This is a genomic window from Pseudobythopirellula maris (genome assembly GCF_007859945.1).
GTDB lineage: Bacteria > Planctomycetota > Planctomycetia > Pirellulales > Lacipirellulaceae > Pseudobythopirellula > Pseudobythopirellula maris.
On the sequence record NZ_SJPQ01000004.1, the window covers coordinates 346251 to 362458 of the forward strand.

At 63.7% G+C, this 16208-nt stretch carries 13 protein-coding genes and 1 tRNA gene; 5 read left to right on the forward strand and 9 right to left on the reverse strand.

Features of this window, described 5'->3' with window-relative positions; translation table 11 throughout:
* Positions 1-40: 40 nt before the first annotated feature.
* From Mal64_RS17570 to Mal64_RS17590, 5 genes are all read right to left on the reverse strand, one after another.
* Positions 41-457 carry a hypothetical protein gene (locus Mal64_RS17570; protein WP_146402749.1) on the reverse strand — a complete coding sequence of 139 codons (417 nt, stop codon included), beginning with the start codon at positions 455-457 and terminating at the stop codon, positions 41-43.
* Positions 458-496: 39 nt separating this feature from the next.
* Complete coding sequence (locus Mal64_RS17575; RefSeq protein ID WP_146402751.1) at positions 497-784, reverse strand: hypothetical protein; 288 nt, start codon at positions 782-784, stop codon at positions 497-499.
* Positions 785-933: 149 nt separating this feature from the next.
* The gene (locus Mal64_RS17580) at positions 934-1929 is read right to left on the reverse strand and encodes a hypothetical protein (RefSeq protein ID WP_146402753.1); all 996 of its coding nucleotides are present in this window, start codon (positions 1927-1929) and stop codon (positions 934-936) included.
* On the reverse strand, positions 1926-2633 hold the full coding sequence (locus tag Mal64_RS17585) for a hypothetical protein (RefSeq protein ID WP_146402756.1): 708 nt from the start codon (positions 2631-2633) through the stop codon (positions 1926-1928). Before Mal64_RS17585 ends, Mal64_RS17580 begins: the two co-directional genes overlap by 4 nt.
* Entirely contained in the window at positions 2630-3172 is a 543-nt protein-coding gene (locus Mal64_RS17590) for a hypothetical protein (protein WP_146402758.1), read from the reverse strand. The genes Mal64_RS17585 and Mal64_RS17590 overlap by 4 nt, the downstream gene beginning before the upstream one ends.
* A gap of 303 nt (positions 3173-3475) precedes the next feature.
* Between Mal64_RS17590 and Mal64_RS17595 the strand changes: the two genes are divergently transcribed.
* The 3 genes from Mal64_RS17595 to Mal64_RS17605 all read left to right on the forward strand — a co-directional run bounded on the left by Mal64_RS17595 (position 3476) and on the right by Mal64_RS17605 (position 8651).
* Positions 3476-4066, forward strand: coding sequence for an ECF-type sigma factor (locus Mal64_RS17595; RefSeq protein WP_146402760.1), 591 nt, complete (start codon positions 3476-3478; stop codon positions 4064-4066).
* Positions 4063-6432 (forward strand): serine/threonine-protein kinase, encoded by a 2370-nt coding sequence (locus Mal64_RS17600; protein ID WP_146402762.1) that lies wholly within the window; start codon positions 4063-4065, stop codon positions 6430-6432. Before Mal64_RS17595 ends, Mal64_RS17600 begins: the two co-directional genes overlap by 4 nt.
* A gap of 104 nt (positions 6433-6536) precedes the next feature.
* Positions 6537-8651: a serine/threonine-protein kinase gene (locus Mal64_RS17605; RefSeq protein ID WP_146402764.1), complete on the forward strand. Its 2115-nt coding sequence runs from the start codon at positions 6537-6539 to the stop codon at positions 8649-8651.
* Between the two features lie 97 nt (positions 8652-8748).
* Here Mal64_RS17605 and Mal64_RS17610 read toward each other — a convergent pair whose 3' ends face one another.
* Together Mal64_RS17610 and Mal64_RS17615 are read right to left on the reverse strand one after the other, a co-directional pair.
* Positions 8749-9762, reverse strand: coding sequence for a toprim domain-containing protein (locus Mal64_RS17610; RefSeq protein ID WP_146402766.1), 1014 nt, complete (start codon positions 9760-9762; stop codon positions 8749-8751).
* Entirely contained in the window at positions 9752-10333 is a 582-nt protein-coding gene (locus tag Mal64_RS17615) for a hypothetical protein (protein ID WP_146402768.1), read from the reverse strand. Before Mal64_RS17615 ends, Mal64_RS17610 begins: the two co-directional genes overlap by 11 nt.
* Positions 10334-11237: 904 nt before the next feature.
* On the opposite strand from Mal64_RS17615, the gene repC reads away from it, so the two are divergent.
* On the forward strand, positions 11238-12554 hold the full coding sequence (gene repC / locus Mal64_RS17620) for a plasmid replication protein RepC (RefSeq protein ID WP_146402770.1): 1317 nt from the start codon (positions 11238-11240) through the stop codon (positions 12552-12554).
* A 339-nt stretch (positions 12555-12893) separates the two neighbouring features.
* Positions 12894-13904 carry an SUMF1/EgtB/PvdO family nonheme iron enzyme gene (locus tag Mal64_RS17625; RefSeq protein WP_146402772.1) on the forward strand — a complete coding sequence of 337 codons (1011 nt, stop codon included), beginning with the start codon at positions 12894-12896 and terminating at the stop codon, positions 13902-13904.
* 691 nt (positions 13905-14595) lie between these two features.
* Here the strand turns inward: Mal64_RS17625 and Mal64_RS17630 are convergent.
* Together Mal64_RS17630 and Mal64_RS17635 are read right to left on the reverse strand one after the other, a co-directional pair.
* A complete protein-coding gene (locus Mal64_RS17630) occupies positions 14596-15504 on the reverse strand; it encodes a tyrosine-type recombinase/integrase (RefSeq protein ID WP_197525854.1) in 909 nt (302 codons plus the stop codon).
* 539 nt (positions 15505-16043) lie between these two features.
* Positions 16044-16129 (reverse strand) — tRNA-Leu (locus Mal64_RS17635).
* Positions 16130-16208: the final 79 nt, after the last annotated feature.

Below are 16208 nucleotides of genomic sequence, written 5' to 3' on the forward strand. Positions count from 1 at the left end.
AAAAAGTGGGGGAATTAATGTAGAGAGGTTGCGTTCGTTGTTAGGCGGAGGCGGGATTCTGGGGGGCACGCACCGGGGACGAGCGATGAACACGCCCGCTTTCTGCAGTGAAATCGTCGGCCGCCAGGACCTCCCGCATCCGCAGCGCGAGGCCCATCGCCGAGCACCCTTGCTCGCTGGCGAGCTTGTCGGCCACCAGCGCTTCCAGGTCGTCGGCGTCGATGGCTCCGCCGTTCTGGTCCAGCAGCTCGCGGACCGCGTCACGAACCTGCGCCTTCTTGGGGGCTGGCTTGGCCGTGTCGGAGCCTTGCCCGCCCAGTGCCCGGATCGCGGCGGCGACCTGACGGCGGGTCGATTTCAACTCGCTCACCTGCGTCTCGGCCGCTTGCAGGTCGCGATCGAGATCGGCTAGTTGCGAGGTAAGGCCGTTGCGGATGGTCTCAAGGGAAGTCTTCATCACAGTCGTCCTAGCCACAGGGGTCAGAGTTACCAAGAACTACCGAGCAGTCGCTTCGCCGGAGGCTTGAATCGCTAGCGGAGTGACATCGGTCGATCCGGGGTCACCGCCGCCGGGGTCGCCGAGCCCGCGGGCATTCCCGTTGGCGAAGTCTTCGAAACGCACGGTTGACCACTCGATCAAGTCGCTGACTTGCGATGGCCCGCTGAGGTCAGCCCCAGCCAACCGAGCCAGGATGGCCGTGGTCGGGAGCCAGCACCAGATCGCTGCGACGGCAACCGCCGCGACGCCGGCTTTGAGCAACCAAGGCGAGAAACAAAAGAACAAGACTCTCAGCGCCAGGTTAAAATGCCCCCCGCCAGCGGGAGCCGGCAGAGCGCCTCGGCTATCGCGACTCCGCCGCAGGCGTGACAGGTCAATCGGCGGCAGGATCGTCTCTCGGTCGTCAGCGTGATTGTGCAACACGGCGGAGCTCCTTATCGACGGACGGCGTTGAAAATCGTTCGTTGCAACTCTCCCGTGTCAGTGGTGAACGACGACCCCTCCGACACGCTCCCCAACGCCTTGAACCATGCCCGGCTCTCGGCCGAGGCCGGGTCGCTCTTCGTCCAGTCGCTTTCGGCGTAGAGTGAGGCGACGGCCCGATCGCCGCGCTGCGCCCAGCGGCGGACCAAGCCCAGCAATTCCTGCTTGACGAGCTTCTCCTGGCGGCTGTAGCCGGCGGCCCCGTCGAGTTCGGCTGGGCCAACATCGCCAACGAAGACCAGGCGGAACTTCCGCTGCGGGTCGCGGCGGGCGTCGGCTTCAAGCACGCGGATTGCTTCCCGCAGCACGGGGCCGTGGTCGGTATTGGATCGCTCTACTTTCAGCGTCGCTAGGAATTGCATCGCCTTCAGCTCCGAGGCGCCCTCGTCTTCACTAGTCGGAAGGATCTCCATAATGGGCAGCTGCTTGGAGACGCCCTGGCGGAACGAGATGGCCCCGAACCGGAAGCTTTCGCTGCGGCTGCTCATGAACGCGCAAAGCGTCTTGGTGCCCGAGACGATCTCACGGTGCGGAGCGGCCATCGACCAGGTCTCGTCGACGACGATCAGCAGTGTCACCGGGGCGTCGTTGGGGATCTTCGACCGGAGGTCCGTGACGAGTGACTTGTAGCCCCCGAGCGCCTTGCCCTGGCTCGCGATGACGAGGCCTTGCTTGTCGATCTTGCCTCGGTAGGCCCCGATGCGTTCTCCCATTTGCTGGATGACAACGCCCTGCTTCTCGACCTTTGTGCGGTACCCACCGACCTGGTCGCCGAGTCTCTCAACCTGCGTCCTCAGCCCTGGGACAAGACCCGCTTGCCGCTCGAGACTGGCCACCCGAACCTGTTCGGATTGGGTCGTAATCAAGAACAGGGCGAGCACCTGCAGGACCAGGTCGATGAACACCCGTGACGCGACGTTGCGACGGCGTGACTTGCGAGGGTTCATGCTTTCCTCCGGAACAGACTGTCGCGGTTGGGGTCGTGCTTCGCCGGCATAAACCGGACGCCGGCCAGGCGGACCCGCAAGCTGTTGACGTGCTTCTCAACCGCCACCTCGGCCCGCGACTCCAGACCGAGCAGCGACATCGCGGCGAAGAGACCGGCCACCGAGGTCGCGGACATCGTCACCACGCCACTGGACATCGCCGCGACACTCGCCTGACCGCCAAGCGATGAACCGACCGCGGCCAGACCGACCATCGACCCGGCCACCGCGAGCAACGCGGCTTGCTCCCCCGCGTCGCCGATCCGCTTCACGTCCGCGTCCAGAGGCTCACGGACCACGCTCAGCAGGGCCTCGTCGATGTCGGTGGCCCCCTCGACGCTGTGCGTCCGTTTGAGGATCGCCAGCTCGTGAAGCGTGCTGTCTGATTGGCCGGTGAGCACGTCGTCGGCGTCGTTGATGGAAAGGCCCGCGAGCAAATCATCGTCTCGTTGGTTTTCTAGGCTCGCGGACTGCAGGCCGTGAGCCAGGCGTCGGTAGGGCGACACGCCGTTGACGGAGGCGAGGACCACAATGGCGCCAACGGAGAAGGCGGCGAGTTGGTCGATCCCCAAGCCGACCAGCACCACGCCGGCCAGGAATAAACATTGGGTCAGCCAAGCCCGTCCCTCTCGGCCCAGACGGCTGTCGTGGTTTGTCGTGCTCATAGCAGCTCCTCCGATCGCGAGGGCCCGTCGGGGTCGTTCAGGCAGCCGAACACGGCGAGGCGAGCCAGCGCGATGAGTCGTGCGCTGGTGTGCCGAATCGAGTTCTTCGAGGACTTCTTCACCTCCTCGTCGCGGATTTGATCGAGCTCGGCGATCCCGTTGTCGGCGTAGCAGGCGATCGTTTTGATCGTGTCCACCAATCCGATGTACTCGTCCAGGCTCTCGCGCTGCATGAGGGCTCGCGCCCGCAGCTCGGTCTGGAAATCGGTGAACACCTCTTGCACGTCCACCCGGTGGATGGCCGTGTCACGCGCCGCCTTGTCGCTGCGGGCATAAGCGTCGGTCCTCGCCTTCTCGTGGCTGGCGTGCCGGATCGTTTCCTCGTGACCCTCGCGCCGCCGTTGCCTGACGCTCTGGTCGGCGTTAAGAGGGTCTTGGCTCCGAGACGGGCCAACGAAGCCGTTGTCGACCCCGCCTCCGCGGCCGCCGCTACGCGACGCGATCTGTCGGAGCCGGTTGACCTGATTGCCGTAGCTCATGAAGTTTCTCCTCGTTTAGAACAGGGGCGGCTGGTGATAGAACCAGAACAAGATGCACTCCGTTGATCCTTGCAGAGGCGACTCTACCCACTCGGCACGCCTTCACCGATGTGGCGCTCTACGGCGTGCGTTTGGAGGACCGATGTATTGCAATCTCATCCGGACATCCTTAAACATGGGATTCGGGCTCACGCACGTTGCGCCGTGCGTTGTTCCCACGCCGGATAAATCGATGAGCCCACCCCCGAAGTGACACCGGGTCCAAGAAATATTTCCCTGCGCGTCAATCAGACGAGATCGCCCATGGATCGTGACCCTCCCGGCTCGGTGACCGCGTGGATCGATGGGCTGCGTGAAGGAGAAAGCCTCGCGGAGCGAGCGCTCTGGGACCGCTACTTTGCTAGTTTGGTGGCGATGGCGGGAAGCAGGCTCGATCGGCTGACGGCCGAAGCGGACGGAGAGGACATCGCTTTGAGCGCCCTGAACAGCGTGATGGGCGCGCTCCGGAACGGTCGGCTCCCGGAGCTCGCCGACCGGACGGGGCTCTGGCCGCTGCTTGTCACTCTGACGCAGCGGAAATCGATTGATCAGAGGAAGCGCTTGCTAGCCAATAAACGCTCCGCTTGGATGACCGAGCCGCTGGGTGAGTTCCGGGCGATCGTCAGCAAGGAACCCTCCCCCGAATTCGCCGCCGTCTTGTCGGACGAACTGGAGCGGCTCCTCACGCTGACCGACGACCCCAAGCTAAAGGCGATTGCGCTGAAGAAGCTTGAGGGTTACACGAACGAAGAGATCGCCCAGCAGTTGTCGATGTCGGTCCGAACGGTGATCCGGAAGCTCAACCGTGTCCGGCAGGAGTGGGATCAGCCCTTCGATGAGGAGGACCAACCGTGAGCCAGGACGAATCTCTGCCGTTGCGAGTGACGCGTCAGATCGACGCGCTGTGCGACGAATTCGAGTCCCGTCTCGAGCGGGGCGAGCTGCCCCCGTTGGGCCCGCTGGTCGATCGAGTCGATCCCGAAGGGCGGAAGCTGCTCCTCGTCGAATTGGTCGGGCTTTCGCTCGATCACCTGCGGCGCCAAGGTTTCAACGACGCATCGAGGCGTCTTCTCGAGTCCAATCCTGGCCTGGCGGGCGAGCTGACCCCGTTGCTCGACAGCGAGCTGGTGACAGCGACCCACGTTCCGGCAGTCGCTGAGGCCGCGACAGGTCGTGGCTTGCACCTGCGGTGCCCGCACTGCCAGAACGCGATCGAGCTAGCGGCGGACGCGGAGCTGACGAGCGTCGCGTGTCCGTCGTGCGGCAGCGGCTTCAGCCTGGTCGGCGGCCCCAAGGGGGGGACGGTGGAGATCGCTACGGTCGCCCACTTCAGGCTGACAGAGCGGGTCGGGATGGGCGCGTTTGGCTCGGTGTGGAAGGCGCACGACACGAAGCTTGACCGTACGGTGGCGGTGAAGATCCCCCGCCGTGGGCAATTCGACGAGAAGCAGGAGAAGGCGTTCGTCCGCGAAGCGCAGAACACCGCGCGGCTCAGCCACGCCGGCATCGTGCCGGTGTTTGAGGTGGGCAGAGACGGCGACCTGCTCTACATCGTCAGTGAGTTTGTCCGCGGCGTCACCCTCGCTGATCGGCTCAAGAACCAGCAGCCGACGCCCCGTGAGGCGGCCGAACTGGGCGTCAAGATCGCCCACGCCCTGCAGCACGCCCACGAACAGGGTGTCATTCACCGCGACCTGAAGCCGGGCAACGTCATGCTCGGCGACCACGGCGAACCCCGGCTCATGGACTTCGGCCTCGCGAAACGCGACGCGGCCGAGATTACGGTTTCGATCGACGGCCACATCATCGGGACGCCGGCGTACATGGCGCCCGAGCAGGCGCGGGGCGAAGCGCAAGCCACCGACGCGCGGAGCGACGTCTACTCCCTCGGCGTGGTGCTCTACGAGTTGCTGACGGGGGAGCGGCCGTTCCGCGGCAGCGTCCGCATGCTGCTGCAGCAGGTGCTGGAAGACGATCCCCCCAGCCCCCGCAAGCTCAGGGCCACCGTCCCGCGTGACCTGGAGACGATCTCCCTGAAGTGTCTGGAGAAGTCTCCGCAGCGGCGTTACCAATCGGCGACCGAGGTGGCCGACGAGCTGTCGCGGTGGCTGGACGGTAAGAGCGTCCTCGCACGCCCCACCCCACCGGTCCAGAGGGCCTGGCGTTGGTGCCGACGCAACCCGGCGCCGGCAGCCGCACTCCTCGCCTCCTCCGCCGCCTGCTTGCTCCTCATCGCCCTGATTGTCTACCGCGGTCGCTTGAGTCGTTTTGCGTCCATCGATGAGACTGCTGGTTCGCTTGCGCTGGGCGCCGAGGAAGGGTTGCTTCTGGTCGGCGATCAAAAAGTGTTAATCGAACCAGCCTTCCTGGAGAAGCCTGGGGCAACGGATCAGTCCCCCACGGCCGGGCTCGATCACTATTGGTTGCCTATTGCAGAGCTCGTCCCCGATGAGCGAGACAGCCATGTATCCACCGAGCACTGTTACCTTGAGCATCGGGCGTCCGGGCGGATTTATCCCACCACGGCAGATAAGCAGCAACACTTTGGGATGCTTGCGGTTGCCTCCCCCGACGGGCGCATCGCCTACACGCCCCTGACGGCGTACGACATTCCTACAGGGGCGGAAGAGTGGACCCTACGCCCTCCCAAACCGGACTTCGGCTACGGCGGACCGGCCCACGATGTAGTCGCCAAACAACTCGCGTACCTTAAGCAGAGGATGGACCCCGATTTCGGCAATGAGAATAAGGTTCGCTCGCGGACAAGAAGCATGACGCTCGACGCTAGCCGGCATCGATTGATCTTCGCGGGTAGCGATGGTGGGGTGTGGCCCGTGATGGACCGCGTCGCCTTGTGGTGGCGCGACACCTCAGATGGATCGTTGCAAAAAGTAGTTGCTCTCCCCAGCGTCACCAACCTCGATGCGATCGGGTGGTGTAAAGAGACCGACTCACTGGTGGCGGCGGGCGTGCGGGTCGGGAGTCTCCACATCTACGAGTTGGATCCGGAGAGTGGAGTGATTATGCGTTCAAGGCACTTCGAAGCGCCAGGGACGCGATACCACGCCAGATACATATTAATCAACGAGAGGGAGAGGATGACCCTGCTAGAGGCAGCGGGCAGTGGCTCTTCCCCTCCCGTTAGGGGAAGCGAGGAACACCCCTGGAAGCGACTGGCGTTTGTTGATCCCGCAACGCTCGACGTGATCCGTTATGAATAAGTCGTGGCCCCTAGAAGCTTAGACACGTCACCGCTGAACGATTCGACGCGTGGATGGCGATACGGAATCAGCAGCTCACTTGAGCTTTCGAAGGAGTTTTCCTGATGCAAGATGAACCGTATGCAAGTCACCAGAACACTTCCGGCGCTGAGGCCGCGACAGGTCGTGGCTTGCACCTGCGGTGCCCGCACTGCCAGAACGCGATCGAGCTAGCGGCGGACGCGGAGCTGACGAGCGTCGCGTGTCCGTCGTGCGGCAGCGGCTTCAGCCTGGTCGGCGGCCCCAAGGGGGGGACGGTGGAGATCGCTACGGTCGCCCACTTCAGGCTGACAGAGCGGGTCGGGATGGGCGCGTTTGGCTCGGTGTGGAAGGCGCACGACACGAAGCTTGACCGTACGGTGGCGGTGAAGATCCCCCGCCGTGGGCAATTCGACGAGAAGCAGGAGAAGGCGTTCGTCCGCGAAGCGCAGAACACCGCGCGGCTCAGCCACGCCGGCATCGTGCCGGTGTTTGAGGTGGGCAGAGACGGCGACCTGCTCTACATCGTCAGTGAGTTTGTCCGCGGCGTCACCCTCGCTGATCGGCTCAAGAACCAGCAGCCGACGCCCCGTGAGGCGGCCGAACTGGGCGTCAAGATCGCCCACGCCCTGCAGCACGCCCACGAACAGGGTGTCATTCACCGCGACCTGAAGCCGGGCAACGTCATGCTCGGCGACCACGGCGAACCCCGGCTCATGGACTTCGGCCTCGCGAAACGCGACGCGGCCGAGATTACGGTTTCGATCGACGGCCACATCATCGGGACGCCGGCGTACATGGCGCCCGAGCAGGCGCGGGGCGAAGCGCAAGCCACCGACGCGCGGAGCGACGTCTACTCCCTCGGCGTGGTGCTCTACGAGTTGCTGACGGGGGAGCGGCCGTTCCGCGGCAGCGTCCGCATGCTGCTGCAGCAGGTGCTGGAAGACGATCCCCCCAGCCCCCGCAAGCTCAGGGCCACCGTCCCGCGTGACCTGGAGACGATCTCCCTGAAGTGTCTGGAGAAGTCTCCGCAGCGGCGTTACCAATCGGCGACCGAGGTGGCCGACGAGCTGTCGCGGTGGCTGGACGGTAAGAGCGTCCTCGCACGCCCCACCCCACCGGTCCAGAGGGCCTGGCGTTGGTGCCGACGCAACCCGGCGCCGGCAGCCGCACTCCTCGCCTCCTCCGCCGCCTGCTTGCTCCTCATCGCCCTGCTGTTTGCCTACTCTAGACTTAATAACTTCAAAAAGATCGAGGACACCGCCGGGCTGCTCAAAGCGGATCCTGCCGAGGGCGTCCTAACGGTGGGGCGTCAGAAGGTCGCGATCGCTCCGAAGGTATTGGAGACGCCCAGCGTCATTGCTAGCTCCCCCTTAGACGGGCTCGATGAGGTCTGGTTCCCGAATTCAGGTCCTTCAGGAAGCCCGCCCTTCCGACAACTTTTCCGAAAAGATCCGCCGTCTACTTTTACGCTCAATCGCGACACAGCACTCGGCCGCGAAGCCTTTCATTGGGCGACGCCGCCTCGAGGCGATGGGGCAATTTACTTGGCTTCAGACAAGAGCTTGATCCGATGCTACGATCGTAGTAGCGGAGAATTGAAATGGGCGGTTGGGCGCGGATGGAGAGCCAGCGGCGAAGGCGAGCTACCCCGCCCGTGGATCCATGGGATAACGCTGGATCAACGCCGAGGCACTCTGGTATGCGCCGGCTGTGGCCTAACCATCAAACCGCTTCAGTTTGAAGTCGCCATCTGGTGGATTAGAGCTAGCGATGGCCAGGTGCAGGGGGTGCTGAAGCTGCCAGAGATCACGAATATCGAGGCTATTGGTTGGAGTGAATCCGCTGACCGTTTGATTGCAATCGGCTTAAGGGAGGGTAGTATCCACGCCTACGCTATCGGTGGGGAGACGCATGAGGTGACCATGGCGAGGCATTTTGAAGATGCCGTGGACCTGCACGAGAATATTGGCGGCTACCCCATGCTGGTCCAAGAAGGAAACATGATGTTGCTTGTGGGTTACAGACCGGGCAAAACTACCCCAGTTATTTCGAAAGAAGGGCTGCGGTGGGACTCGAATAAACCCTATTGGCGACGGCTCGCCGTAATCGATCCGTTAACCCTCAATGTCACTCTTGTCGACTCAGGATCCTATCAGCGAGAGCCCTCTGAGAAGGCGTACGGTGTTAGGTTAGAGTAGCTGACATCGATAGTTCGACCCCCAGGCTTTCTTGGGGCCCCGATCGAAGGCAGCGCCCTTGGCACAATTGCCCCTCAAGAGATCCATTCGGGGGCGGTCATGGTCGCATTCCAGGAGCTTTGCCCCTCATAGCCTGGTTGAAGGATGTCGATTCGACAGCCACACGGTTCCAGTCGTACCCCCGTATTTGCGGGCGGTCATCGACGAACAAGAGGTCCACACGTCCTACCGCGTTCACAATCTCTTCGAGTTTGGCAGTGAGAGCATCCCCTGCGATGTCGTTGTCGAAAGCCGACACGATCTGGGCCCCCTCTTTCATTTCCCCGATCGCAGTACGGATCAGCTTTGGCTGCGCGGCGTTCATCTGGCCGCTGAGCGAGGCCACCCGCACCCCCTCCTCGCCCCGCACGGCTAGGTACGAGAGGGCGTCGAGACCGCTCTCGGCAAACGCCAACACCTTGTCCTCGGGCGTGCCCGCCGAGGTCCAAAGCCCTTTCTTGCCCCCCTTGGAGAAGAGGTTCACGCCACGCCCTTTGATCTCGTAACCAGTGACGGCGTGCTCAGGGCTGTCGAAGGCGTCGGCCGTCCCCCAGTGGGGCAGGACGATCGACCCGCGACGCGGGCAGCAACGGACGCGCCCCCGTAAACGCTCGCCTCTCAGCAGCGACATCGGGATCGCCCGCTCCTCGCACAGGTACGCAGGAGACGCCTCGATCGGTGCGAACCGTGCGTACCTCGCCTCCACCGCCATCGGGTCGGGCTCGCTGGCATTGTTCTCGGCCTGGGGAATCCCCGCTAGTCGCCGATCGAAGGCCGCCGCTGGCCCAGCCCCGAGAAACGGCCGCAGGATCTGACGGACACGGCCGAGGGAGCAGCCCGGCTCGATCACACGCTGGGCAAAATCGATGACGGTCCCGGCCGACGCCGGGTCGTTCACGCTAAAGTAGACAAACCGCCCGCCCCTCTGGCTGATCACGATCTTGTCCGCGCCGCTCCGCATGAGCACCGAGGCGCGGGTCGATTTCTTGTTGTCCACCTCGTAGCCGTGGGCGCTGGCGATCACGCTCAGGTTGAGCGCCTTGAAGGCGTCGAGTTCCGAATCACGGTCCATCCCTACTCCCTTTCTTCTTTCCCTTTCGCCCTAACATCCGCTGCCAGAACGTCTTGCTGCGTTCCTGGTGCAACGCCCGCCTGAGCTGCTTGATCTCTCGGTCGTGCCCCTCACGCAACTCCTTGATCTGCAATTCGGTCCGATTTGCGATCGACTTGCCCATCGCGTCGAGCGACTGCCGCCAATCATCCCGCTCCGACGACTTTTGTTCAAGCAAAAGGGTCACCCGGTTCTGGCCGTCCTGGGCCTTGTCGAGTGCTTGCTGGAGGTGGTCGATCTGGGACTTGTACTGGCTAATGAGCTGTTCGCGGACCGCGTCGATCGCGGCGTCGTTGGGGGGGGCTTTCGATTCGACACGGCCCGTTCCGGATTGCCGCCCCCTCTTCTGCTCTCGCTGGAAGTCGCACTCGTCGCCGTAGACCCGCATCAGCTCGCTGGCGTCGATCAACTTGTTGCCGTCGTTGTCCAGACCGTACGAGAGCTTGCTCGCCTTGAGGTGGCGGGCGATGGTGGCGCGGCTCTTGCCGGTGATCCGGCTGGCCGCGGAGATCGAGTATCGGGTGCTGGTCAACTGCCTCTGGGTCCCTGTGTGTGGTTGCGCCAATGGACACCCTACTACGACTCCGGCGGCGTGCGCAACCCTTTTCGTATCGGGCGATCCGGGGCGGCCGCTCGGCGGGCTGCGCAGGGCGCCCAGGCGGACTGAGGCGTCCAGGGTGCTGCACCGCGCAGAGTGGGCATGGGCGGTGAACAGGCGCGCCAACGCCCACCGGCCCGCCCCGAAAGCATCGGTTTGCCGGCGGTTTCGCCGGTGGCCGGCCGGGCACGAGCAGGGCGCGGGCGGGTGCCCATGTTGCACCACGGCCGCCCCACTGGTCGCCCTCCGCGTGGGCATGGGCGCGACTGCCGCACGCTGGGTGGCGGCGGCCAGGGCGGGCAGGGGCGTCGTTCATGCGCGTGTCGCACGGTGGCCACCCGGCCGCTGCCCCTCGGAGCGCCGCGGACACGATTGGCTGGCCACGGATGAGACCGTCGAGCGGGCGGGGGTGTTCGGGTGCTCGTGTTGCAGCCCGTGCAGCTATTGCTTGACATGCGCACTACGAATCGGCACTCTGCTAATCACCCCGTCCATTTTTCTCTGGGCGTTCTCGCCCCGCGGGGTCACTGCGTAGCCGCCTGACAATCGACGGGCGGCGTCTCTACCGCTTTTCTTCAAAGCGTTCCGTTGCCCGATGAGCGGGCAAGGGAGTCTTACCACCGAACCCAAAGGAGGAGCGCCGCCCGAACAAGGCCATGCCAGAAAAGAAAAGCCGCCCGGGAAGGCGGCTTCGTAAGAACTTCTTGAGCGTGCGCTCGGTGACTGTGCAATTTCACCGTAGCGCTACCGAAGCAAGATTGCAACCACTTTCTGTGGCTCGCAACGGGTTCTTGCACAATTTTTTTCGGAGCCAGCGGAGGGCCGCTCATGAACCACAATGCAGCACACAGAAACCCACGCCGACCAACCACCCTCCCATCCCTCTCCTTACCGCCCCGGCGGCGGCGGAGGCCGCGTCGCGTCGGACCGCTACCGACAGTCGCTTGAAGTCTGTGAGGCGTTCGCGGGGCTCGAGCCGGGCTTCGGGCGGTTCGACCTGTTGCTGCTGGTGAAGCGTGCCGGCCGCGACGCCGGCTTCACGCCCAAGATGATCCAGCTCGTCGAGTACTACCTCACCGTGTTCACGCGGGACATCGATTGGGAGGAGGGGAGGCCGATCGTCTATCAATCGCTGTCCAAGACCGCGCTCGACCTGGGCGTCTCCGAACGGCAAGTCCAGAAGCTTGAGAAGCAGCTCTTCGATTTGGGGGCGATCGGGTACGTGGACTCGGGGAACTGCAAGCGTTTCGGGCAGCGCGACCCGACGACGGGGGCCCTGCTTTGGGCGTTCGGTGTGGATTTGAGCCCGCTGGCCCATCTCCGTGCCGAACTCGAAGCGAAGCTTCACGAGAAGGAACTCTACAACCGTGCTTGGCACGAGACCAAGCGGCAGGTCTCTTGGAGCCGCCGGCAGATCCGTGCGCTGATGCTTGAGTGGCGAGAGGAAGAGGGGGTTCTGGCCGAGCAAGAGCCGTTCGAGCGGGCCTACCAAGGGATCGCGTTCCAGCTCCGCACCCACATCAGGCTCGAAGAGCTGCGAGCCCTGCTGAGGCGGCACAAGGCCCTGCTGAGCGAGTTGATGCTCGCCAGGGGAGTAGGGGACGCAGAACGCGAAGGGGCCTCCACACCCGATCCTGTTGCCACAACAACGCCCAAGGGTTCGTCCACGAGCGCCCGTTCGTGCGCCCACTACAACTACACCAATCAATCCTTCAATATCTGTAGGCGAGCCGCCGAAGGCTTTCAGGGAAGCGTAGCGGCGGGGCCGGCGCCCGAAGGACCGGTTTCCAGCTCGGGGGCCGAGCATGTGACGCTTCGTCAGGTCGCGTCGATCGCCAGTGATCGGTTCCGCGGCCACCTGCCCATCCACCTGGGGTCGATGGGCTGGGCCGAAGTCGCTGAGGCTGCCGATCGCCTGCGGCGTGAATTGGGGGTCTCGCAGGCGAGTTGGGGCGAGGCTTGCGGCGTCCTCGGACGTTCAGGGGCGGCGATCTGCATGCTGGTCACGGACCGAGCGGCGCTGCGTGAGGAGGGGCCCGTGCGACAGCCGGCGGCCTATTTCCGCGGGATGGTCAACCGGGCGAGGGGGGGCGAGCTGCGGCTGCACGATTCGGTCTTCGGCTTGATCGCTCGCCAGGGGCCGGGCGCGGCATGAGGCGAATCGCACCGCATGCCCGATCTGCCGCCGCTTGCCCGCTTTCATTCGCTTCCCAAATGCGATACCGCAGCAGGTTCGCCAAAGGTCTGTGGCCCGGAGGTCCGACCGGGTTGGGCCGTGCTCCGACGCTGAGGTCGGGACCACCGCCTGCAGTTTGGCAGGGATCGCAACCTCAGCGGTTGGTCCAACCGACGCAGGTAACGCCCCCGCTCCTTTACGCATTATTCACGCCATTTTTCTCGGCGGCGCTACCCACGGGGGGGGGGGGCGCTTGGTTATACTCTCGGGGACCATCAATCGGCTTAATCCACCACCCCGAACAGGAGCGTCTTCCCAATGATCCGCACCTTGATCCTCGCCCTCCTGCTGGCCGCCGTGGCGGTGCTGCCGGCCTCAGGCAGCACGGTCTCTTTCGACTTCGCCCACGTCGGCAACGCCGGCAACGCCGGTGAACTCTCTGGCGCCGGCGCCGGCGGTGTCGGGCCCGACGCGATCGTCGGCGCGGTCTCGTACAACTACGCGATCAGCACGACCGAAGTCACCAACGCCCAGTACGTGGAATTTCTCAATGCGGTCGCCGCGACCGACAGCTTCGGCGGCGACGACCCCACGCTCTACAACACCTTAATGGGCAGCATCGCCCGTGGCGGGATCACCCGCAGCGGCGCGCCGGGGAGCTACACCTACGCCACCAAGTCCAATATGGACAACAAGCCGGTGAACTACGTCTCGTTCTTCGACGCGATGCGGTTCACCAACTGGCTGCACAACGGACAAGGGAGCGGCGGCACGGAGACGGGCGCCTACACGATCGGCAGCGGCCTGGACGAGGTCCGCTCCGCAGACGCCAAGTTTTGGATCCCCAGCGAAGACGAGTGGTACAAGGCGGCCTACCACGACGCCACCGCCGGCACGGCAGGCGTCTACTTTGACTACGCGACTGGCAGCGACAGCGTGCCAACCATCGCCATGGCCAACAGCGTGGGCGACATCATCAACCCGGGCGCGGGAGTGGTGAACTACAGCCAGGGCGCTGACTGGAACGGACAGGACGGCAACGTGACGACAGTCGGCTCGGCGGGCCTTACTAGCGCGAGCCCCTACGGCACGTTCGATCAGAACGGCAACGTGTTTGAGTGGAACGAAGCGGTCATCAGTTCTTATTACCGCGTCTTGCGGGGTGGTTCGATGGTCGGCAACTCGATCTCCCTGCGGGCCGACACCCGGAGCATCCCCGTCCCCACGCTCGAGGACTACAGCTTTGGTTTTCGCGTGGCAACCGTCCCTGAGCCAAGTTCGTTGCTGATGGGGGCTTTGGCAGCCGTTGGGCTGATGAAGCGGAGGTGAGGTTAGGCTGCGTTTCTTAGCGAAGGGCCCTTGGTGCTCTAGCCCTCTTGCGCTTCACATTTTCGCCACGTAGCGTCACGTTGCGAAACCGCTGAGGTGTCTCTGCGAAAAGACTTGTCGTGCAATTAGGCAGGTTCCTAATCCGCCGAGGTTGCCTCACCCGAGGCGACTTATGGCTAGCCCCAACTCGCGTCGGTGCCCGTCACCTCAGCGGATTAGTCGCTGCGCAAAACCGTCTATCAGCTGTGGTATTTGCGAGGCTGTTCTGGTCTTCGCTAAGTGCCATTCAATTGACCCCCCCTGGGAGAATTGGCCAAATCCGCCAGGACGACGCCTCCTTATGCAGCTACGTTCCCGTCGTAGGTCCACTTCCGGACCGCGTTCGCTCATCTTTCGATTAGAATACTAAAAAGACTACCGGCTAGAAGCCGGTAGTCTTTTTAGTTCCCTGAGCGGCCTGCGTGCGAGCCGACTCGGGTATCCGTTGGTCCCCTCGGGATTGGTGGTTTTCAGGCCGAGCCGGCCATCGGTTGTCTCGACAAGCTGTTTATTGCGGACGCCTTGATAGAGGATCTTGGGCGCCGACAGGCTCTTCCCGCCGGATCGCAATCGGTCCTCGATCAGGCCGATCAGGTTCAAAGGGACTGGAACAAGTTTTCGACAGCAGGGCGGGGCCATAGGGAACTAAGGTCTAGCTAGCTCGCAACTCCGGATCGTTATCGGCGCCCGCCCCAAACACCGACTCGATCGCCGCCCTTCGTTGAGCCGGAAAGAGGTGCCGGTAGCGACGCCGCATCTCCTCGGTCTGATGCCCCATGAACTCGTCGATGACCCGCTGGTCGACCCCGGCGCCCGCGAGGTTAGAGGCGAACGAATGGCGGAAGACGTGGAACCCCGTTACGAAGTCCCACTTGCTCTTCGCCATCGTCTGCTTGAGATGGTGCTGTGCCTGCCAAACCGTGAGAGGCGTGACTTGGCGGTATCCCCTCAGCTGACAGAAAGTGTGCTGGCCGCCGGGGTGGCTCTCGATCCACTCCTGCATCACTTGGTAGAGCAGGGGGCTCATGTCGACGCGTCGGTAAGTCGTCGCTTTCGTGCGGCTCTTCTTTTTTTCGCGCAGCAGGACCGTCCTCGATCGGAAGTCAACGTCCTCGATGAGCGATCGCACCATCTCGCTACGGCGGGCGGAGGTGTGAGCGACAAAGAGCAGCATCGGGTAGATGAAGGGATACCTGGCGTTCCCGCGGGCGTGCTCTAAAGCCCCACGGACTTCGGCGGTATCCAGGTAGACCGAATCCCAGAGCCGACGCTCCTCTGGCTCGCTGAGCCCGCCGCGGGCGACGATCGCCCGAACCTCCCGCGTTGTCATGAAAGGCGGCTTCTCGTCGGTCAGCGGCAGCGCGACGTGCTTGGTGGGAGAAACGCCGACCAACAGCCCTTCTTGGACCCCCCAGTTCCAGAGCATGCGGAAGGTGACCAGCTCCTTCCGCACGGTGTCGGGCTGAATAGGCTCGCCGTGGTGCGTCTCGCTGAGGCGTTTGGAGGCAAAGTTTTGCAGGTCCGCTTTGGTGATCGATTGCACCGTGCGATGAGGGCCCATGTGCCGCTTGAGGTGCTTCAGGTGGAGCGCCTCCCCGCGGAGAGTAGAGGGTTCCTTTCGGCCCTCAGGGAGTCTGGCTTGGTACGTGGCGTAGAGCTCTGTTAGCCCGATTGCCACTGACGCTTTTGCTTTCGTTGTGGCCTTCCCATCGGAGAGGATAAAGTCGATGGCCCGGACCCCAGCGGGGATCTCAATGCGCCCGTTTTCTAGCAGACGCAGCGTCTCCTCGATGCGTGAGCAGTGGCCCGTGGCTTTGTGTTTGTCGGGGGTCCCCAGCGAGCGGTTGAACTGGCGGCCCTCGAAGCGGAACCGAACGCTAAAGTTGGGGGATTTGCTGTCCCGGTGCAGGCTTGCCATCCCGATTTCTCCCGCCGTACGCACCATTGCGTTGTGGCGGGTGAATCGTAGGGCGGCGACTGATTGGAGGCCATCAACGCCAGTGCCATGTGGGCGCCCGGATGTTCCGAATTTGTTCCGAGTCGGTTTTTGGAGCAGAGAATGACCCACGCCGCAATCGACGTAAGTCCTTTGATACCAAGTAGCCGAGGCGGGACTCGAACCCGCACGAGGGTTACCCCCCACCGGATTTTAAGTCCGGAGCGTCTGCCAATTCCGCCACTCGGCCGTGGGCTCTCCAGCATAGCGTTTTGGGGCCGCCTGTTGAGGGCCCGCCTTTTTGTGGGCAATTGTTTGCTTGGCGGCTC